Raw genomic sequence first — 20,389 nt, 5'->3', positions numbered from 1 at the left:
TTGCTTCCATGGCTAGCTTCACCTTGCAGAGACAGCCGGACGGGGTTGCGGATCCGGAGCTGAGCTTGCTGTTCTGGGGCAGGGAGCAATGCTGTCCCGGCCATACCTACGGTCCCGGCATGCGCGACTTTTATAAAATCCATTTCATTCAGAGCGGATCCGGCACGTTGACCGCCGCGGGCGAGACCCATCGCATCGGCGCCGGCCAGGCGTTCCTCACTTATCCGCATATGCGGGTCACCTATTCGGCCAGCGAGGAGACGCCGTGGCTCTATTCCTGGATCGCCTTCAAAGGCAGCCGGGCGGAACAGCTGCTCGCCCGGACGGCATTGTCGGCAGCCAGCCCGATCTTTCCGCTGGACGACAAGCTGATGCCGACGCTGGATCAGACGATGAGCCGCGACGCCCTGGCCTCGGACGCCGCCGATCTGCTGCTGCTCGGACGGCTGTACGAATTTCTGGCCGCGCTGATCGCGATCGTGCCGCGCCGCGAGGCCGGCCGCGACGGCCGCGCGCGTCCCAACCCTCATGTCGCCGACTGCCTCCGCTATCTGCACGCCCATTACGACGAGGACATCTCGGTCGAACGCATGGCGCGGGAATTCCAGCTCGACCGCAAATATCTGTCGTCCCTCTTCAAGCGGGAGACCGGCATGCCTCCGCGTCAATACTTGCTGGATTACCGGATGTCGCGCGCGGCAGATCTGCTCGAACGGACCGACTGCACGATCAGCGAGATCGCGTTTTCGGTCGGCTATCGCGATCCGCTGCTGTTTTCCCGCATGTTCAAGCGGGTTCGAGGCTGCTCGCCTCGAAGCTATCGCGAGCGCAGATGCTGACATCATGACATGTTTTCCTTCCTTGCTGACATGTTTTCCACGCCGCTCCTTCGGCTACAATGGAGAAGTCAACTCGGCCAGGCAAGCCCTTTCAGGCTGTCGGGCCACATGGGAGGAATGATGATTTTGTACAAGGCTTCCGAATCGCGCTACGACACGATGAAGTATAACCGGAGCGGCCGCAGCGGCTTGCTGCTTCCGGCCATCTCGCTCGGTCTTTGGCACAACTTTGGCGGCATCAACTCGGTCGAGAGCGGCCGGAGCATGCTGACCCGCGCCTTCGATCTCGGCATCACGCACTTCGATCTCGCCAACAACTACGGTCCGCCTCCAGGCTCGGCCGAGGAGATGTTCGGCGAGATCCTGAAAAAAGACCTGCTTCCATACCGGGACGAGATCGTCGTCTCCACGAAAGCCGGTTATTATATGTATCCAGGCCCTTACGGCGAGTGGGGCTCCCGCAAATATCTCGTCGCCAGCCTGGACCAGAGCCTGAAGCGCATGGGCCTCGATTATGTCGATATTTATTATCACCATCGTCCGGACCCGAATACGCCGCTGGAAGAGACGATGAGCGCTCTCGACGCGATCGTCCGCCAAGGCAAGGCGCTCTATGTCGGCATCTCCAGCTACAGCCCGGAAGATACGCGCAAAGCTTCCCGCATCCTGCGCGAGCTCGGCACGCCATGCCTCATCCATCAGCCGAGCTACTCCATGTTCAACCGCTGGATCGAAGACGGGCTTCAGGACGCGCTGGATGAAGAAGGCATCGGATCGATCGTCTTCTCCCCGCTGCACGGCGGCATCCTGACCGACCGCTATCTCAATGGCGTCGCGGCGGATTCCCGCGCTGCCGGTCCAAGCGTCTTCCTGTCCGAGAACGACATCACCGAGGAACGGATCGCCAAGGTCCGCCGCCTGAACGAGATCGCCGCGGGCCGCGGCCAAAAAATGTCGCAGCTCGCCCTGAACTGGGTGCTGCGCGGCGGCCGAGTCACGTCGGCTCTGATCGGCGCCAGCAAAGTGTCGCAGATCGAGGATGCGGTCGACTCGCTCCGCTTCCCGGAGCTGACCGAGTCGGAAATCGCCGCGATCGAAGCCATTCTGAAGGGCTGATCGGATCCAGGACGCCTCGCGGCATGGTCCTTGATGCTTGGCTGACGCCAGGGATGAGGCTCATGCCGGTCCAATCGAAAGGGCGGCTACTCATTAATTGAGTAGCCGCCCTTGTTTCATACCATGAGCAATCTTCGATGCAGACAGTCAAATGAGTTATTGACCCAACGGACGTATGAACGATCCGAGATAGCTGGCTCTGTAAGGACTACAGCCTTTTGTATATGACGCCGAGCTTGTCTATATTGTCGGCAGCGCGTCCGAAGAAGCCCGCAATACTGCTGCCGGCCGGGGCGGTAAAGGTAGTGGCGGTGCCGCTCTTCGTGCCCGAAGCAATCTTGCGTCCCTTGCTTGTCGTAAGCTCCAGATAGAAAATGCGAACGCTGTTGTTGTACGTATTCGTGTACACGAGCGCGCTGGCGATCGTTTCCCCGCTGTCCAGCGTAAGGGTGCTTGTTGTCCCGCCGGACCCGCCAATGCTGATCGTCGTTCCGTTCACATAAGTCATGGCGATGGAATCCAGACGGCTCGCTCCCCTTAGCGTGACAGAGAGCGGAGCGCTTGTCGCCGGAGCGTTGCTGTGGAGGAAGTTGAAGCCATTGCCGCCGCTTCCGCCCGCAAGATCACTGTAAGATACGGCAGCGCTGGTCGAGTACGTAAAGTTCGCGGCTATCCCGTAATGATCGGACAGTTGCGCGCCGTTCTCATCGGTAAAGTAAGTATCCTCGACCTGGTAGCTGTTCGCTTCGAGGGATAGGGCAGCGCCGCTGCGATAGAAAATCTTGTCGACGACTTCGTTGTCGGCGCTTGTCGATCCAGGGACGCCCAGCAAGGCGTCTGCGCCCATGGTCGGATAGCTGCCGCCGCGAACTTTCTCGATCCAGGCATCCTTCATCCCTAGCCGATCGACGAACAACGACTTCAAATTATCTTCGGATCGCGTATATCGGGTGTTGGTATCGCCGAATACAAGCACGGCATGACCTTGCGAATGCGCCTCGATATAGGTGGCGAGCTGGCTCAGGTTATCCCGTCTCGCTTCATTGGACAACGTGTCCGTATTGGCGTCGGCATGGAGATTGTAAACGTCAATGTAGACCCCTGCGGACATTTGGATTTGGCTGTAGGTGAAGCCCTTCGGTGTCAGCTCGTCCGATCCGTTGTCAAACAGTCCATAGCGTTTGTTCCAGGTCACTCGCTTCAAATCGTTGAGCGGGTAGTTCGACAGCGTGTTCAGGCCGCTGCCGATGCCGGCGCCGCCGGATGTCGGGGTGCGGTGGGGATGATTGTCGTTCGCATACAAGGAAGCGTGGTAATTAAAGTCCTCCTGCACGTTGACCAGATCATAAGGCCCCAGCTTGGCTCCGATCAACGGCGTAAATTTTTGCGGATCTGAGCTGCTGGACAGAAGCGCGGGCAATCCTCCGATATTGTAGGACAGCACCGTGAAGCTTCCTGTTGCCGCGCTTGCCTTCTGAACATAGCCGGTCATCCCTAATGGAGCCGCGCTTGCCAACGCCAGCGTTAATGCCAACACCTTGCGCCACTTCGGCATTTCAATTCATCACCCTTCAACATTTGATCGTGTGTTGCCTCCCACAGTCTAACACCCGATTTTGGCGAGCTTCCATATGACAAATCCCGTATTGTAGCAGAACCGTACGATTCTGCGGCAGGGCTCATCCAGAACCGGCTTCGCGCCTATATGAACATGAACAACGTTTATGGAAAAATCGCAGAGTCGTATAGGATGTGGCGCCGGAGACCGGGCTTTACGAGGGTTGATGCTCGTCGCGCCATTCATTCGCTTCCCGGACCACCTGCAATCCTCCCATTTCCATAAATTCCTGGACGAACGCATCGAAGAACTCCAGGGGCTGATCGCCCGTAATGATGGAGATATAGGCCTTGTTCTTCCATTTGATGAGGTCGGAGCCGTAACGGGCCAGAGATGGAGTCGCGACCTCCAGCGCATTGTAGAGTCCGTCCTTGTCCAGGCCCAGGGAGAGCGCCCATTGCTCTCTGCGGCCGGCCGGCATGATCGGAACAGTCATGCCCAGATTGGCGCCGATCAGGTTCTGATAGCTGAACAGCTTATCGTACGGCGGGAGCAGAATGACGTCCTCCTTGGATGGACTTGTCCATCGCCAGTGCGTCCCTTCGATTCCGTATTTCAACGTGGCCGCCTCGTCGGGATCGGGGTTGGCGCTGACATCGTCGAGAATCCGCAAAATCATCTCCAGCTTCCCAGGCTCTCGGACTGCGTCGGCGCCGATCGCCATGAAGCTCATGAGCATGTCATAGGCTTGGGAGCCGCGCTTGCCTTCCGGGCCTTGGACAGGCCTGCCAAACGAAATCCGGGCTTCCGGATAAGCCGCGGACAGCTCCTTCGCGTTGAAGGCGGCGGCGGCGGGAGACAGCTGTCCGTTCAAATTCCAGGCCAAATAGTCGCCTTCCTGGACCCAATGATAATAGTTGCCCATCGAGGTCATGCCGATCGTTCCATTGATGAAGGAATGGGAGAGATGCTTGTAGCCTCCCTTGTTCTCGCCCGTTATGAATTCAGGATCGATGACGCCGTCCCGATACCACTTCCTGAGAAGCCGCAGCGCCTCCTTCATCTCCGGCTGCAGGGCGCCGACGGCCAACTCCCCATCCTTCTCTCCGAAATAAAGCTGGTCGGCGAAGACGACCTGCCCGAAGGCGCCGAAAACGACGTTCATCCCTTCTCGGGACAAGCCGTACGTATCCTTCTTGCCGTTGCCGTCCGGATCGTCATGTGCGAACGCGTACATGACCTTCTCGAACTCGGCCAGCGTGTCGGGAACTTCAAGCCCGAGCTTGTCGAGCCAATCCTGGCGATAAACGACAGGGATACGGTAGACGTTCGTAGGATTGATGACCGGAATGCCGTAATAGCGGCCGTCGATGACGCCGTAATCCTGATAATGAGGCGCGTTCTCTCGAATGGCCTTCATGAGGTTCGGAGCGTACTTCTCCAGAGCCTCCTTCGGGATCTCGGCCAGCACGCCTTGCCGCTCATACTTGAGCAGATCCTGCGGCTGCCGGATCCGGAACAGGTCGGGGATGTCTCCCTGCGCCAGCTTCAGATCCAACAGCGCTTCGTAGTTATTGTTCTCGAGATTCCACAGGTCCAGATCGACGTTGAACTTCCTTTCCACGTAGCGGACCATCTCGGCCTCTTCGGGCACGGGCAGGTTCTGATGCATCGTCCAGGAGATTTCGTACTTCGGCTCGGTCGCGGCCTCGGCGGGGGGCAGGGACTGAGGCGAGGCGAGCATCGTCGAGGCTCCCTCGCATCCACCGAGCAATCCCGCTGACAAGATTGCGAAAAGGATGGCCGCGATGCGACGCGGCTGCTGTTTGGCCATGATTCCCCTCCGTTGCCGCTAGGCATGTCTTGCGATGCTGCGCCTGTAATTTCCCGGCGTGCAGCCGTGAATTTCCTTGAATTTCTTGATGAAGTAAGCCGCCGTTCCGTATCCGACCGTGCTCGCGATCTGCTCGACCGTCAGCTTGTTGGCCTCGATCAGCGCTTTGGCCCTCTCCATCCGCTGGCCCGTGACGTATTCGGTATAGGTTACGCCAACCTCCTCCTTGAACAGTTTGCTGAGGTATTTGGGACTCAAGAAAACTTGTCCGGCTACCGCGTCCAAGGACAAGTCCTCCGATAAGTGATCCTGGATGTACCGCTTGACAGCCTCCACGCTGGAGACCGCCCTCTCGCTGTTCCGACTTTCCATGTGCGCGATGAACTCGGCCGCCGAATTCGTCAACCAGTCCTGATAAGCCAGAATATGGGGCAGCCCGGCAAACTCGCCGTAGAGATCCGGATTGCCGGGATCGGGATGCTTGTAGCGGACGCTCTTCATGTAGTCGGAATAGACGAACACGGTATTCGCCAGAATATAGCGGCAATAATCCGCCGCATAGGCCCCTTCCCGCATGACCGTCGCCAATTGCTCGACGGCGTCGGCAAGGCCGTCCGCCTGGCGGGCATGCAGCTTGTCCCTGAATGTCGCCAGGATAGCCTGCGGAATTTCTTCCGTGCTTTGCTCTCGGTCCAGCAGCTCCGGATCGTTCAAAATGGACGTCTCCGGAAAGAAGTAGGCGTATTTCATCCGAATCCGGGCTTCGTCGAAGCTCCGGTGAACGTCGATCAGCTCCTCCACCCAACAGCCCCAGGAGATTTGGAAGTCGAGCTGGAATCGCTCCCTGCCTTCGGCCACGACGAACCGGGAAATCCGCTCCCGCAGCTCGCCGCTCTCCCGATCGGCGCCCATGAGGACGACCACCCTCTTATCGGGGAGCGCCTCGGCCCGAATGAAGCCATCCGGCAGCGCGGCCGCCTCCAATTGGCCGATCATTCGATAGGCCGCGTACTGAAGGCTGCGGGAATTCAGCCCGGCAAACGCTCCTCTCGAATCGAGAAGCAGGCAGCAGTAGCGGCCATACTCGCGGTCCAGGCCAAGAAAATCGAGGTCCTCGGCCAATTCCTCCTGACTGTAGCTGTTGCGCAGCAGGCCAAGGATGACATTGTGCCGGATGACCGAGCTGTTCGCTTCCAGCGTTTCCTCGAGGCTGGCGACTTTGGCGTTCAGCTTGACGAAGGCCGTATCGATCAGCCGGTACTCGTTGGCGACGCTTGCGGAGGCGGGGTCCAGCAGGCCCTTGATCTTGGCCGTCAGACGTTTGATCGGACCCGTATTCGCCCGCGCCAGCACTCCGGACATGACGATGCCGATCAGGAGCGCGAACAAGCAAAGGCCTAAAATAAGCTTCTGAATAAAAATCGACTTCTGGTAGAACGCGCTCGAAGGCATGATGCTGTACAGCTTCCATCCGGTCGATGGAAGCGTCAGGTAGGTCGCCACTTGGGAGGACCATTCTACCGTCCCCCCTGCGTCGCCCGCTCCCGGCTCCAGCGCGCCCGCTCCTGCCTCCGCCCTCTGGCCCAGCTTGCCCTTGTCGGAGCCGGATATTGCATTGCCCGAGCTGTCCACGATAAAAGTGCCTTCGTACCGGGAAGGCATCCTATTGCGGATGATTCCGCTGATCGCGCTCTCCTTTACGTCCACCGCGACGATCACCTCGCTGTCCGCTCCCGACGACCGGAACGGGTATCCGTGAGCGTAGGTGATGAGCGCCTGGCTCTTTCCGCCCTTCAGATTGGAATAGATGTCCTCGGGAACCAGGCGGGCTTGCGTCCACAGGCTGCTCTCCTTGCTGCTCCGCATTCCTTCGATCCAATCCGTCAAAAAAGGCGTTTCCCGCTCCCGGTCGGCGTAGAATTTCAGTCCGTAGGCAGAGGAGAGCATGATGTTCGGCTTGGGATAATAGAGATGCACCGCCTGAACGAAATCGGAGTTTCGGATGACTGCCGAACGCAGCAGCTCCTGCAGATCGAGCACCTCGGCATGATCGCCCTTAAAGGAGGGATCGGCGAGCAGCCTCACGTCTGCCGTCTTATTGAGGGAGATGTCCAGATAGATCTGCTGAGCCCGTCGAAGCACCGAGCTCTCGATCGTCTGGGCCGTATTCTCCAGCGCAATCCGGCTTCGGTCGCGCAGCTCCTCCTTATACTTGCCGGTAAAGTACATATAGAAGCTCGAACAAAGCAGAAGCACGATGACAAGGACGATAAATAGGTACGATAGGATCAGGTTAGCGAATACCGTGTTCCATTTTCTCAAGTCGTCCCCTCCTTCCGCTGCCGATCCTGCCTCAGCTTTCTCATTCAAAATACCGCATCTTTATTAAGGCAATGTCAAATCACGCCCGGTTCCTCCCAAAGCGACAGAAAGCGGAAATTGTCCTATTGCCGCCCGCCGCGCCCCGGTGCTACATTGAGTCCGGTTCCGATCCCCCGAGGGTCGAGATTAATCATGATAGGAGTAGACTCATTGTGAAGACAAAGGCAAAACCAAAGAACCGGCTCGTATCGGCCATGATGGGCGCGCTGCTGCTTTCGAATTTCGCAGGCGGAACGATCGCGCTCGCGGCTTCCGACGATCCATCCGCAGCTCTGCCCGCTGCTCTGCCCCCCGCTCCGGCATGGGGATACTTCGTCGACGGCTACAAGAACAACACGACCGCCAACATGACATTGGAATCCAACCCGGTGCTGGGCACGCTGTCCAGGTTTCTGGATCTGTGGACGCCGGGGACGTCCTGGAACAACGGCACGAAGCTCAACGCCGGCGTTCTCGACGCCAACATTCAATATGTTGCCGACATCGCGGCCAGCCGCACGGATGCAGAGGAAGCAGCGGCATATTACGATGACCGGCGCAACCAAACCTACGGCGCCATCGACGGCCTCGGCTCGCTGGCTGACGTCTACCGTCAGAACACGAACACGTTCACCACGATCACGAGCATTCCGGAAGACGCTGCATCGGTGAAGTACAACGACGGCAACGGCGCGAACAAGGGGGGCGACTCCGATTCCGAGCTCGGCAAGATGGTCGATCTCATCGGAACGGTGAGAGGCAACTACGCCTCGACTACCCCGGCCAAAAATAACTTCGCTTACATGCGTCCCTACCGCTGGCTGGACGACACGTCCATCATCGTGCCGACGCTTGTTCCTGCGATCAGCTCAACGCCGGCTACGGACGGCGGCTTCCCGAGCGGCCACACGAACGCATCGTACCTCGCCGCGCTGTCGCTCGCTTATGCCGTGCCGGAGCGGTTCCAGGAGCTGCTGACCCGCGCTTCCGAGATGGGCAACAATCGCATCGTCGCCGGCATGCACTCTCCGCTCGACGTCATGGGCGGGCGCGTCACGGCAACAGCTCTGGCGGCCGCTGCCTTGGCCGATCCGGACAACGCTGCGCTGAAGCAGGCCGCGTACGATCAAGCTCACGCTATCCTGCTGAAGGAGAACGGCACAGCTGAAGACCGCTTCAGCGATTACGCCAAAAATAAGGCGCAGTTCACCCAGCGGCTCACCTACGGCTTCACGCCGATCGCTTCCACTACGGAGGCCATGGTCGTTCCGAAGGGCGCCGAGGTTCTGCTGGAGACCCGCCTGCCTTACTTGAGCGGCGACCAGCGCCGTGCCGTTCTCGCGACGACAGGCCTCTCCTCCGGCTACCCGCTGCTGGACGATCCGGAAGGCTGGGGACGGCTCAACCTGTTCGCTGCGGCGGACGGCTATGGCGCCTTTAGCGGCGACGTTACGGTCGAGATGAATGCAAGCCAGGGCGGATTCCATGCCTCCGACAGCTGGAGGAACAATATCTCCGGACCCGGAAAGCTGACGAAGGAAGGCACGGGCACCCTGAAGCTCAGCGGTAGCAACACCTATTCCGGCGGCACCGAACTGAATGCCGGCACGCTGGAAGGCGCCTCGGAGACGGCCTTCGGCAGCGGCGCGGTTGCGAACAACGGCGGCACGCTCGCAGAGAGCGCAACGGGAAGAGTAGCGATCGGAGGCGACTTCGCTCAAGCTTCCAAAGGCACGTTGGAGCTGAACGTAGCGAGCTTCGGCGACATGCTCGATGTCGACGGCGCGATCGACGCGGACGGCAAGCTCGTCGTGAGCTTCGCGAAAGACTACGTGCCGGAAGCAGGCTCTCTTACTCTGATCCGCCATGGCAAGGACAAGCGCATCGGGCAGTTTTCCTCCGTGGAGATCAACGGATTGCCAAGCGGCTATACGGCCCAGCTTGATTACCAGTCCGACCGGATCGCGCTGTCCATCGACAATGGCACGACGCCTGGCACCACGCCTGGCACCACGCCTGGCACGACTGCGCCGGATACGGGAACAACTGATCCTTCCGCCGGGACGGACGATACGGATTCTGGCGGCAGCAGCGCTCCGGAACCGAACCAGGAGCCGGACGCCGGCATCGATCCGTTCCATTCGAACGTAGTCAGCCGCGAAGCCGTCGTGCAAACGGTCCGCGACGCGATTGCCGCTGCGGGCAACGAGAGCCGCTCGTTCCGCGACGTCGGCAAGCACTGGGCAAGCGGCACCATCGCCAAAGCGGCAAAACTTCGTATCGCGGGCGGTTACGCGGACGGGACGTTCCGGCCGAATGCGCCTGTCACCCGGGCCGAATTCGCCGCCATGATCGCCCGCGCGTTCGGGCTGGCGCCAAGCCCGGCTTCGAACGTCTATGCCGATGCCGCATCCAGCTGGGCTGCCGGCTCCATCGGCGCTTTGGCGGACAAAGGAATCATCGCCGGATACGCGGATGGCAGCTTCAGACCGAACGATCCGCTCACCCGCGCCGAGCTGGTGAAAATAATCTCGCAGATCTTGAACCTCAATACGCTGGCGAAAGGCTCCGCTGCCGGCTTTGCAGACGTACGCGGCGACCATTGGGCGGCGGAGGCAATCCGTCTGGCGTCCTCGGCCAGCCTCGTCCAAGGGATCTCTTCCTCCCGCTTCGCGCCGGACGACAGCAGCAGCCGCGCCGAAGCGCTGACGATCCTCCTTCGCGCCTTGGAGAGCGACCTTACGATCAAGGCTATGATCGACGCCATGTAAACGCAAGGGAAACGCAAAGAACCGGGGCTCATGCTGCACGAGCCCCGGTTCTTCATTCTGGTTCTGAAAATAAAAAAAAGCTCTGATCTGCGAGAATTCGCAGAACAGAAGCCTGTTGTAGATAAGAGTGGTGCGGTCAAGAGGACTTGAACCTCCACGTCATTGCTGACACTAGAACCTGAATCTAGCGCGTCTGCCAATTCCGCCATGACCGCGTGACACTTTTAATAAAATATCACACGGCCCGGATGCTTGTCAACCTTTATGTCGAAGGCTTGAAAAGCTCATGGCGCGGGCGGCATTCCGTAAGGCGGGGACGGCGTCTCCGGCCGTTTTTCGTCGGCAGGCACATAACCGTAAGGTCCGCCGGCAAGCGCGAAGCCGCCTGCTTCCTCCTCCGGCGCTCCGTAAAGCGGAATGCCGTCGTCGCGCGCTCCTTCGGCTTCCTCGGACGCCAGCTCATGGGCTCCATAAGGCGTCTCGCTCAGATGTCGCTCCTCGACCGGACCGGAATAGTATGGCGTGACTTCCACGCCGCCATACAGCCGCTCGCCATCCGGGCCTGCGAGGCGGACATTGCCGCATACAGGGCAGCGGAACACCGTCACGCCATCGACCTCGGACCCGTTCATCACCATATGATCGTTTGGACAAAACATCTCGCGCTCTCCTCCTTCGTCGTTCAGGACGATGCGGAACGCGGAGCTGCTGCGGATTCGTACGTATAGCCCCGGCTGAGCTGGACGACCCGCCGGTTCGCCTTGCGGATCATGACGCTGTCGTCATCCCAGGCGACGACGATTCCGAGCACGTCGTTCTGCTCCATTTCATCCCGGATGACCCGGACCTTCTCTCCGGTCAGCCGGAATCCGTTCAGCAGATCGTCGCTGGCAAGATTCATCTTATTACCCTCCTCTCCTGCTGCTGAAACGCCGCCGCATCAAAAAGCCCCGGAAGCACCGGGGCTGAAGCCGCTCTATTCTGCGTTGCCGACATGCTCCTTGGTATCGTTCGTCTCGTACCACTCGTCCAGCACGCGCGAGCTCATGACCCGCTTGGAAATATAATCGGCCTGCTTGTCGGTGAACTGGCCCTTCCACTCCAGCCCGAGCTCCTCGCTCAGCTTGACGATCGTCAGCAGCTCGGACCAGGCGACGTACCGTTTGTACCAGAAAAATTGCGGATGCTCGATCATGTACGGATACAGATCGTCGAATTCGGTATGCTTGCAATCGAGCGCGCGCTCGAAATGAATTTTGGCAGCGGACAGCTTGGCTTCAAAGAAACCGGGATCTACGTTTTCCATCGCCTTGTGCCTCCCCATGTAAGAAATCTTCTTTACCCATTATAGGCGATATGCCGGGCAGGGAAAAGGGAAGATTTTGACGGCTATTCCTCGAAGACGATCGATCCGCCCTCGAGCGAGCGGATGCGGACGAGCGGCTCGACGCGGATGCCTTGCTCGCGCAGCGTGCTGGCGCCGGCCTGGAAGCACTTCTCGATGACGACGCCGAATCCGACGAGCTCGGCTCCCGAGCGCTCGATGATGCGCACGAGACCGCGCGCGGCGTCGCCGTTGGCGATGATGTCGTCGATGAACAGCAGCCGGTCCTCCGGAGACAGCAGCGACTTGGACACCATCAGATCGGTCACGATGCCCTTGGTGAACGACGGCACCCGCTCCGAGTAATGATCGGGATCGGCGATCAGCGTCTTCTTGCGCCGAGCGAACAGCAGCGGCACGTTCAGCTCCAGCGCCGTGGCGAAGGCGACCGGGATGCCGGACGATTCGACGGTGATGACCTTGGTCGCCCCCGCTTCCCGGAACAGGCGAGCGAACTCGCGCCCCATCTCCATCGTCAGCGCCGGATCGACCTGATGGTTGAGGATGGCGTCCAGCTTGACTACATCGGCAGACAAGATCGACGCGTCCTGAAGGATTCGGTTTTTCAGCATTTCCATATCGGCTTGGTCCCTTCCTTGGGGAATTCTTTCCGTTAAATTATCATAGCCCGGCCGTTCCTGCAACCTCGCCCAGCCGCTCCCTGTCATGCCTGTCCGCCGCCGCACATAGGATGTAAGGACAATCCATGCGAGAACGGAGGCGAAGCCATGCGGGGACGCGTCTTGCGCGTGCTGCAGATCGGATTCACGTATATGGGCACCGTCGTCGGTGCCGGATTCGCCACGGGCCAGGAGATCCTCCAATTCTTCACCCGCTACGGCCACTGGGCCGTGCTGACGATCGTGCTCGCGACCGCCATGTTCATCTGGCTCGGAGGCAAGATGATGCTGCTCGCCGGCGAGATCGGAGCCAAGTCTTACGAGGATCTCAACAAGGCGCTGTTCGGACCGGCCGTCGGCCAGCTCGTCAGCTATTTCATGCTCGTCGTCCTGCTCGGCGTGAACGCCGTCATGCTGGCGGGAGCGGGAACGATCTTTTATGAGAACTGGAACCTGCCCTACCAGATCGGACTCGTCGTGACGCTCATCGCCTGCTATCTCATGCTGCGTCGCGGCATGAACGCCATCCTGACGATCAACAGCATCGTCGTGCCGTTCATGTTGCTGTTCACGGCGATCGTGCTGTACGACACGTTCACCTCGCCGAGCGGCGGCCGCTGGCTGCAGCTGACGACGGACGACTCGGCGCTGCGGGTGTGGACCGCCCCGCTGCTGTACACCGCGTTCAACCTCGCGATGGCTCAGGCGGTGCTCGTCCCGCTCGGCGCCGGGATCACGGACCGCAAGGCGATCCGGCTCGGCTCGCTGTTCGGCGGCATCGGCATCGGCTTCATGCTGCTCGCCGGCCATATCGCGCTGTCGTCGCATATGCCGGGCGTCCAGCAGTACGAGATCCCGATGGGCGGCATCGCGCGCCAGCTCGGCTACGGCATCCAGTTCGTCTATATCCTGCTCATCTTCTCCGAGATCTTCACGACGCTCATCGCCGACATCTACGGCCTGGCCCTGCAGCTGCAGCAGCGCGTGGCGGTTTCACCGAACGTGCTGCTGCTGATCATCCTCGTCCTCTGCTACCTGCTCAGCCAGATCGGCTTCGGCCCGCTCGTCAAGACGCTCTATCCGATCTTCGGCCTGTTCAGCCTCGGCTGGCTGGCGCTCATGATGCTCAAGAAGACGCGAAAGCGGCCGGAGAGCGATTAGCTCTCCGCCGCTCCAGGCGCCGCTTCCAGATAGACCTGCTTCAGCTGCGAGATGACCCTCGTCAGCGAGTAGGCTTTTTTGGCTTTGTCCCAGGCGGCGCGGGCAAGCTGATAACGGAACGTCTGGTCCGTGATGAGCCGCTCCAGCGCCGCGGCCAGCGCCGCCGCATCGTCTGGCGGCACGAGCAGCCCGTTCACGCCCTCCTCGATCTGCTCGCCGATGCCGCCGACGTCGGTGCCGACGAGCGCGAGCCAGCAGAGCGCCGCCTCGGCGAAAACGCTGCCGAACGCCTCCGCCCGCGATGGCAGCACGAACACGTCGAAGAACGGCATGAATTCCTCCGGATGCAGCATGTAGCCGTAAAAAATGATGTCGTCGTACAAGCCGAGCTCGGTCGCAAGCGTCTCGAGCTCCTTGCGGATCGGGCCGTCGCCGATGATGTGGAGGACGAACGGATGGCCTTTGTCCTTGAGCTCGGCGCAAGCCCGCAGCAGGATGTCGATTCCTTTGGCGGGCACGAGGCGGCATACCGTGATGAGCTGCGTCACCTCGTTCTCATGGCTGATCGGCTTGAAGCGCCGCTCGTCGAAGCCGTTGGCGATGACGCCGATCGCCTCCGCGTCGTCGACGTACGGAGCCATGTACCGGCGGAACGAATCCGATACGGTCAGCAGCCGGTCGGCGGCATGCTCGAGCTCGCGATAGATGGAGGCGAGGAACCGGTGCTCCGGCCCGCCCTCCTCGATCTTGCCGTTCAGGATGAGCTCGCGCTCGTAGCTCGAGTGGATCGTGACGACGAGCGGCGTGTCGGGAAAGACCTGCTTCATGACGAGCGCGGCGACGGGATGATGCGCGTGGATCAGGTCGTAGTTGCGCTTGATGCGCATTTTGGTCCACCACAGGTAGTCGCTCAGCGTCTGAAGATACTTGGCCGCGATCGGATTGTCCCGATACGGCTCCGGATCGAACGTATGCAGCCGCACTTCCTCGGTTCCCTTGCCGCGGATCCGCTTCGGCAGGGAGAACAGGTCGGTCGGCCAGCCGACCTTGTTGAACCGATCCTGCATATAAGGGACCATGGAGGACACGCCTCCGGGCTGCTCGGGAGGAAAGAACAAAGCCTGCAAAATTTCCATCTGATCGCTCTCCTTCCAGCTTGGCCATGATAGAATGGAACGGACGTTCCCTCTAATGGTTGGACGGGGAACAGCCGATACCGTGAAAAGGCGGCAAGCGAATCGCTTCCGCTGCCCGGCCGCCGCTGCGAAACGCGGAGCCGGACCGATGCTGACAAAGGCGGAGTGCATGTTCCATGACCAATTGGCCTCAGGCTGCTTCGATTCAACTATTCGCATCCGCCTGCACGCTGACCGTGCTTGCGCTGATGATCTTCATGGGCGTGAAGCTGTATCGAAGCTATCGCCGCCATCACGTCTACCGGCTGCTGATCCTCATCCTGCCGCTGCTCATGATCCGGCAGGGGATGCTGCTCGCCGGGCTGGACCAGGGCGATGCCCTTCCCTTGCTCCAGCTGGCGACGCGCCTGCTCGGAATCTTTTCTTTCATCATTATAAACTTTGTCTTCATGAAATTATATAGCCATCCCGGCGCGAAGCTGCGCGGAGCTCCGTTCGTCGTCATGGCCGCCCTCGCCTTCGCGATCGCCGGAGCGGAGCTGGCCATGAATCCGGGCCTGCTCGACGCTGCCGACGGCCGTGCGGTGCCGCTCGTGCTGCTCGACTTCTACGGCATCATCATCAATTTCCTCATCCTGCTCGATACGCGGGGGGTCGAGCTGCGCACGAAGTATTCCGCCAGCTTGATCGTCTACTTTACGGCCGACCTGGCGCTCGTCACCGACCGCTACGTCTTCCAGGGCGGCATGCCGGTGCTGCTCGTGCTTTCGCGGATGCTGCCCGTCGTCTACTTCACGCTGCTGTTCCTGCTGCTGTTCGAATGGGTGCTCGAGCGGCTGCTCACGACCTACCGCTCCTCCATCACCGACGGGCTGACCGGACTGTACAACCGCCGCCATTTCCAGCAAAAGGCGGAGCTGCTGCTCCGCCGCGGCAAAGGAATCGCCGTCGTCTTTTGCGACATCGACAACTTCAAGAAGCTGAACGACACGCAAGGCCATCACCGGGCCGACGGCGTGCTCAAGCAGATCTCGGAGATGATGCGGGAGCTCGTGCAGGGCATCGGCTCGGCCGGACGCTACGGCGGCGAGGAGCTGCTGCTGGTCGTCGGCTCCAGGGAGAAGGCCGCCGAGCTCGCCGAGACGCTGCGCCGGCGGATCGAGCAAGAGACGATCGTCACCGTCAGCATAGGCGTCAGCTACTCCCGGCCCGGCATCAGCGTCGACCAGATCGTGCGCGAGGCCGACGAAGCGATGTACCGCTCCAAGACGACCGGCAAAAACCGCGTCACCGTCGTGAACGAGCCCGCTCGCGCCGCGAGGGGCAAAAAAGCATCCCCCGTTTAGGGCGTGTTTGCACCCCCGCTCAGTTGCGTCTATCACCGCCTTTTTGCCCCCTGCTTCGTCACGCAGGGATCAAAAATTCGGCAATATTCGGCTTCCTTCGAAGGATGCAACACGCCCTAGGACGGCGGATGCCTTTTCTTGACTGCCCTTTCTTGGCGCGACCGGCTCCAGGCGCATGGCGCGGGGCAGCTGCGGCCGCCCCGGCTGCCGGGGTCAGGCGCCGCTGCTGAGCCGCCAGTCGGCTGCGGCCGTCTGCCCCGACACGAGCCGGATCGCCGCCGGCAGCTGCGCGAGCTCGGAGATGACCGCGTCCGGCAGCGCCGCCGCCTCGTCCGGCCAGGCCTGGCTGCTCCGCAGCCAGACGGTCTTCATGCCGCTGAAGTAGGCGCCCTGGATGTCGTTGACGGGATGGTCGCCGACAAAAAGGGCCTGCTCGGGCTGTACGCCAAGCTCGCGCAGCCCCATGGCGAAGATCTCGCGCTGCGGCTTGCGGCAGCCGGCCGACTCGGAGACGAGGATCGATTCGAACCAGCGCGCGAGCCCGGTCCGCTCCAGCTTGCCGCGCTGAATCGCGTCCTTGCCGTTCGAGACGATGCCGAGGCGATAATACGGACGCAGCGACGCGAGCAGCTGCGCCGCGCCGCTCATCGCCCGCGCGGCGGCGACGTATTCCCGCTCATAAAAGGCCATGAGCTCCGCAGGGTCGGAGCATGTGCAAGGAAGAAGCTCCGGCAGCTCCCGAAACAGGTCGTGCTTCGGCTTGTAGCCGTCCTCGTCCAGCTCGATCAGCCGCCGCGTCCAGCCTGCGCGCCCGCTCTCCGGCACGGCGGCATACCGCTCGGCGAAGCGGCAGGCGAACTCGTGGAAGCCTGCCGTACGGTCGAGCAGCGTATTGTCCAGGTCGAACAGGATCGCTCGTATCATCGCTCTCCTCCTTTTTGCCGATCGCTCACGCTTGCAAGCCCCGATAGCGTCCCGTCACGAGCTCCCGACAATACGGCTCCAGCTGCGGCATGGCGAGCCGCTCGGCGCGGGCGACCGCCTCGCCGATATCGTAGGGCACCCGGATCAGCTGCAGCGCGAAAGGCGCCATGGCCGCCGCATCCGGCTCCCCTTCCACGATCGCGTAGGAGGCTTGCGGCAGATCGAGCGGGTTGCCGACGCTGCCGCAGTTGAACAGCAGCCTGCCGTCCACATATTGGGCATAGGCTTGGTGGATGTCTCCATAGCCCAGCGCATCGGGGCGGCCGCTGCAGCCGTCCGGCGGATCGAACATGGACGCCCTGTCCTCCGGGGAGTCCCAAGGCTGGACGCGGCGATACACGCTCTGCGGAGAAGCATGGACGAGGCGGATGAGCCGCCCGCCGAGGCGAAGCTCCGCGCAGAACGGCAGCTCCCGCAAATAGCGGAGCCGCTCCGGCCCGAGACGCTCCTGATGCCAACGGAGCGTCTCGTCGTCCGTCGGCAAGCCGAGGAATTCATCCCAGTTGCCGCGGATGACCGTCTCGCAGCTGCTTCGCACCTCATCGACGGCCTCCGCCGGCTCCGGTCCCTTTCCCGCCAGATCGCCCAGGCAGACGATCCGCGAGATGCCTCTGGCCCGGATGTCCGCGAGCACCGCCTCCAGCGCCGGCATATTGCCGTGTACATCAGATAGGATCGCGATCCGCTCCATGCAGTCCCTCCTTGAAAGCGGTTCATAGTAGCTTATGTACGGCAGGCCGGGAGGAATGATTCCTCCCGGCCGATTATTTGCGCAAGCGCGTTTGCCGCGGGATCGTTCAGCGGCCGCGCACCGTCTGGACATCCGCCGCCGGGATCCGTTCTCCCTCGTAGAGCATGAACCGCCCCTCCTGCCATTCGATGCGCAGCAGCCTGCGGTCGTCGGACTGGTATTGCCACACATGCAGCTCGCCCGCCGGATGATGGGGGGCCCTGCCGGACGACGTCACCGGAGAAGAATGCTGCTCTTCCAAATAGTAGTCCCGGCCGTCCAGCGCCATCGTCGACGGCACCTCCTCGATCGAGTCCAGCCGTCCGTCGATCGGCTCGTACAGGCTGTACTCGGTCTGCTCGCGGTCCTCGATATGGAGATAGCGGAGCCGGGTGCCGTCCTGCAGCGTCAGGAACGTTTCCTTGCGCCGGAAATTCTTCGTCTGGCCGATCACCTCATACGTCTCCAGCGAGATCTCGCAGATGTCGCCCGGGCCGAGCGTCAGCATGCTTTTCTCGGCCGGCGCCGGCTCCGGACGCCGCATGAGGTTCGCCACTCGTTTGAACAAGCTCATGCCTTCGCCGCCTTATTCCGGTTTTTTGTATTGGTTCAGCAGGGCAGCCAGCTCATCCTCGACTTTTTTGTCGCGGCCGAGCGCCTCGAACTCCTCGTCGAGCGACTTCGCCCGGTCGTTCAGGACGTTGCTCGCCTCCGCTTGCGATTCGAGGCCGAGCACCTTGTCTTCCATCCGCTTCAGTCCGGCCATCGCCGTATCGGAGCCGAAGCCGCTCATCGAACGGTTGATCTCGACCTGCGCTTTGGCTGCCTGGGCCCGGGCGACGAGCGACTCGCGCTTGCTCTTAAGCTCGCCGAGCTGCTTTTGCATCTGCGCGAGCTTGTCGCGGAGCAGATCCGCGGAAGCCTTGTTCGTCTCGAACGCGGCGCGGTATTCGTCCCGCTTGGCTTCGGCGCTCTGCTTCTCCGCAAGCGCGCGGCGAGCCAGATCGACATTGCCCGCCTCGGCGGCGGCATGGGCCTGCTGCAGGCGGCGTTGAAGAAGCTCCTCCTGCTCCTCGAGCAGCTTCTTGAACTTCTTCTCCAGGGCGATCTGGGCCGCGACCGCCTTTTCGGCTTCTTCCAGATCGCTCGCCATGTCGCGGATATATTGATCGGTCATCTTGACCGGATCCTCGGCTTTGTCGATCAGGGCATAAACGTTGGATAGAGTCAGATCGCGCAGGCGTTTGAACAGAGACATGGATAAATTCCTCCTTGGAAGGTCGATTAATCGGTACTGAAAAGTTTGCCAGTCAATTAGTTTCTTGCTTTCCCCTTATACGACGGCAGCCGCCGGAAGGTTTCCGAATCCGGACGGCAGCCGGGCCGGACGGTCCAAGGTTAATGCTTCCGGGGCAAGGGTATACAAGGAGTAAAGGAATCCAGTCGCCCGAACGGAGGTCGTCCCGCTTGAAAATCGGAAAGTTCTATCAAGCCTGCATCAGCATCATTCTCGTCCTCGTCATCCTCTACCTGCTCTCCCGGCTCGAGTTCCTTTACCGCCCGGTGCTGCTCGCGTTCAACATGCTGCTGCTTCCGTTCGTCGTCTCGTTTTTCTTCTATTACCTTTTCCGCCCGCTCGTCACGCAGCTGCACAAGTGGCGCATGCCGAAATGGCTTGCCGTGCTCGTGCTGTTCGTCGTCATGGCGGCCGTCGTGGCGATGCTCGTCGTGCTCGTCTGGCCGACGCTGCAGTCCCAGGCCGAGGGCTTCGTCGAGAACCTGCCCGCCCTCGCCAAGGAGGTGCAGGAGCAGATCAACTACTTGCAGACGCAGAGCTTCGGCGGATTCAGCCTCGCCGAGATCGACTTGTCGAGCAAGCTGACCGGCTACCTCGAGCAAGGCATCAACTATTTGTCGACCTACCTGCAGAACGCCGTCTCCGTCGTCGCGACGATCGCGCTCGTCGTCGGCACGGTGCCGGTGCTGCTCTACTACATGCTCAAGGAAGACCGCAAGGGCTATACGTCCTTCGTCCGCTTCTCGCCCGCCAAGTACCGCGCCGACGCGATCGAGATCTTCGGCAGCGTCGACAAGATGCTGAGCGAGTTCGTCATCGGCCGCGTCGTCTGCTGCCTCGCGCTCGGAGCGTTCGCCTATATCGGCTTCCTGATCGTCGACCTGCCTTATTCGCTGCTGCTCGCGCTGTTCGTCGGCGCGATGAACATGATCCCGTACATCGGGTCGATCATCGGCTCGATCCCGTGCATCCTCATCGCGTTCACGGACTCGTTCACGACGGCGATCTGGGTGCTCGCGATCATCCTCGTCGCCCAGCAGCTCGAGGGCAACCTGATCTCGCCGTTCGTCTACGGAAGGACGATGGACATCCATCCGCTGACGACGATCATCGTCGTCCTCATCGCCGGCGCGGTGAGCGGCATCGTCGGCATCATGATCTCGATCCCGGTTTACATGATCTTCAAAATCGTCATCCTGCAGATCGCCGAGCATTTCGAGCGCAAAGCACAGCCGGACAGCACCGCTTGACC

General features: G+C 61.0%; 18 protein-coding genes and 1 tRNA gene. 6 read left to right on the top strand and 13 right to left on the bottom strand.

Annotated features, from left to right (window positions below; translation table 11 throughout):
• Nucleotides 1-8: 8 nt before the first annotated feature.
• Both B8V81_RS18755 and B8V81_RS18750 read left to right on the top strand, forming a co-directional pair.
• Nucleotides 9-839: an AraC family transcriptional regulator gene (locus B8V81_RS18755; RefSeq protein ID WP_052333389.1), complete on the top strand. Its 831-nt coding sequence runs from the start codon at nt 9-11 to the stop codon at nt 837-839.
• Between the two features lie 108 nt (nt 840-947).
• Complete coding sequence (locus B8V81_RS18750; protein ID WP_280522980.1) at nt 948-1,955, top strand: aldo/keto reductase; 1,008 nt, start codon at nt 948-950, stop codon at nt 1,953-1,955.
• 208 nt (nt 1,956-2,163) lie between these two features.
• Here the strand turns inward: B8V81_RS18750 and B8V81_RS18745 are convergent, their stop codons facing one another.
• The 3 genes from B8V81_RS18745 to B8V81_RS18735 form a co-directional block, all read right to left on the bottom strand.
• Nucleotides 2,164-3,510 (bottom strand): jacalin-like lectin, encoded by a 1,347-nt coding sequence (locus B8V81_RS18745; protein WP_101808947.1) that lies wholly within the window; start codon nt 3,508-3,510, stop codon nt 2,164-2,166.
• A gap of 217 nt (nt 3,511-3,727) precedes the next feature.
• Nucleotides 3,728-5,257 carry an extracellular solute-binding protein gene (locus B8V81_RS18740; RefSeq protein WP_244912795.1) on the bottom strand — a complete coding sequence of 510 codons (1,530 nt, stop codon included), beginning with the start codon at nt 5,255-5,257 and terminating at the stop codon, nt 3,728-3,730.
• Nucleotides 5,258-5,365: 108 nt separating this feature from the next.
• Nucleotides 5,366-7,669 (bottom strand): helix-turn-helix domain-containing protein, encoded by a 2,304-nt coding sequence (locus B8V81_RS18735; protein WP_101808945.1) that lies wholly within the window; start codon nt 7,667-7,669, stop codon nt 5,366-5,368.
• 212 nt (nt 7,670-7,881) lie between these two features.
• Here B8V81_RS18735 and B8V81_RS18730 point away from each other — a divergent pair, with 212 nt between their 5' ends.
• The gene (locus B8V81_RS18730) at nt 7,882-10,479 is read left to right on the top strand and encodes an S-layer homology domain-containing protein (RefSeq protein WP_101808944.1); all 2,598 of its coding nucleotides are present in this window, start codon (nt 7,882-7,884) and stop codon (nt 10,477-10,479) included.
• 128 nt (nt 10,480-10,607) lie between these two features.
• Here B8V81_RS18730 and B8V81_RS18725 read toward each other — a convergent pair.
• The 5 genes from B8V81_RS18725 to B8V81_RS18705 form a co-directional block, all read right to left on the bottom strand.
• Nucleotides 10,608-10,694, bottom strand: a tRNA-Leu gene (locus B8V81_RS18725).
• 69 nt (nt 10,695-10,763) lie between these two features.
• Nucleotides 10,764-11,138, bottom strand: a complete 375-nt coding sequence (locus B8V81_RS18720) for a TFIIB-type zinc ribbon-containing protein (RefSeq protein ID WP_146000530.1) — start codon at nt 11,136-11,138, stop codon at nt 10,764-10,766.
• Nucleotides 11,139-11,161: 23 nt separating this feature from the next.
• The gene (locus B8V81_RS18715) at nt 11,162-11,380 is read right to left on the bottom strand and encodes a hypothetical protein (protein ID WP_101808942.1); all 219 of its coding nucleotides are present in this window, start codon (nt 11,378-11,380) and stop codon (nt 11,162-11,164) included.
• Nucleotides 11,381-11,455: 75 nt separating this feature from the next.
• On the bottom strand, nt 11,456-11,785 hold the full coding sequence (locus tag B8V81_RS18710) for a hypothetical protein (protein WP_028599547.1): 330 nt from the start codon (nt 11,783-11,785) through the stop codon (nt 11,456-11,458).
• Between the two features lie 83 nt (nt 11,786-11,868).
• The gene (locus tag B8V81_RS18705) at nt 11,869-12,441 is read right to left on the bottom strand and encodes a xanthine phosphoribosyltransferase (RefSeq protein WP_028599546.1); all 573 of its coding nucleotides are present in this window, start codon (nt 12,439-12,441) and stop codon (nt 11,869-11,871) included.
• Between the two features lie 150 nt (nt 12,442-12,591).
• Here B8V81_RS18705 and B8V81_RS18700 point away from each other — a divergent pair, with 150 nt between their 5' ends.
• Complete coding sequence (locus B8V81_RS18700; RefSeq protein WP_101808941.1) at nt 12,592-13,644, top strand: YkvI family membrane protein; 1,053 nt, start codon at nt 12,592-12,594, stop codon at nt 13,642-13,644.
• On the opposite strand, the gene B8V81_RS18695 is transcribed toward B8V81_RS18700, so the two are convergent.
• The gene (locus B8V81_RS18695) at nt 13,641-14,780 is read right to left on the bottom strand and encodes a glycosyltransferase family 4 protein (protein WP_101808940.1); all 1,140 of its coding nucleotides are present in this window, start codon (nt 14,778-14,780) and stop codon (nt 13,641-13,643) included. The two genes, B8V81_RS18700 and B8V81_RS18695, sit on opposite strands and share 4 nt — an antisense overlap.
• Nucleotides 14,781-14,956: 176 nt before the next feature.
• Here B8V81_RS18695 and B8V81_RS18690 point away from each other — a divergent pair, with 176 nt between their 5' ends.
• The gene (locus B8V81_RS18690; RefSeq protein WP_028599543.1) at nt 14,957-16,126 is read left to right on the top strand and encodes a GGDEF domain-containing protein; all 1,170 of its coding nucleotides are present in this window, start codon (nt 14,957-14,959) and stop codon (nt 16,124-16,126) included.
• A 213-nt stretch (nt 16,127-16,339) separates the two neighbouring features.
• Here the strand turns inward: B8V81_RS18690 and B8V81_RS18685 are convergent, their stop codons facing one another.
• From B8V81_RS18685 to B8V81_RS18670, 4 genes are all read right to left on the bottom strand, one after another.
• Nucleotides 16,340-17,050 carry an HAD family hydrolase gene (locus B8V81_RS18685; RefSeq protein ID WP_052333387.1) on the bottom strand — a complete coding sequence of 237 codons (711 nt, stop codon included), beginning with the start codon at nt 17,048-17,050 and terminating at the stop codon, nt 16,340-16,342.
• 25 nt (nt 17,051-17,075) lie between these two features.
• On the bottom strand, nt 17,076-17,801 hold the full coding sequence (locus tag B8V81_RS18680; protein WP_028599542.1) for a metallophosphoesterase family protein: 726 nt from the start codon (nt 17,799-17,801) through the stop codon (nt 17,076-17,078).
• Between the two features lie 106 nt (nt 17,802-17,907).
• A complete protein-coding gene (locus tag B8V81_RS18675) occupies nt 17,908-18,414 on the bottom strand; it encodes a DUF4178 domain-containing protein (protein WP_028599541.1) in 507 nt (168 codons plus the stop codon).
• 12 nt (nt 18,415-18,426) lie between these two features.
• On the bottom strand, nt 18,427-19,098 hold the full coding sequence (locus tag B8V81_RS18670; RefSeq protein ID WP_028599540.1) for a PspA/IM30 family protein: 672 nt from the start codon (nt 19,096-19,098) through the stop codon (nt 18,427-18,429).
• A 209-nt stretch (nt 19,099-19,307) separates the two neighbouring features.
• Between B8V81_RS18670 and B8V81_RS18665 the strand changes: the two genes are divergently transcribed.
• A complete protein-coding gene (locus B8V81_RS18665; protein WP_043111527.1) occupies nt 19,308-20,387 on the top strand; it encodes an AI-2E family transporter in 1,080 nt (359 codons plus the stop codon).
• Nucleotides 20,388-20,389: the final 2 nt, after the last annotated feature.

Source organism: Paenibacillus pasadenensis (assembly GCF_002864175.1).
In the GTDB taxonomy this organism is placed as follows: domain Bacteria; phylum Bacillota; class Bacilli; order Paenibacillales; family Paenibacillaceae; genus Paenibacillus_O; species Paenibacillus_O pasadenensis.
Note: the sequence above shows the minus strand (reverse complement) of the source record. Positions and strands in the feature narration are given on the sequence as shown.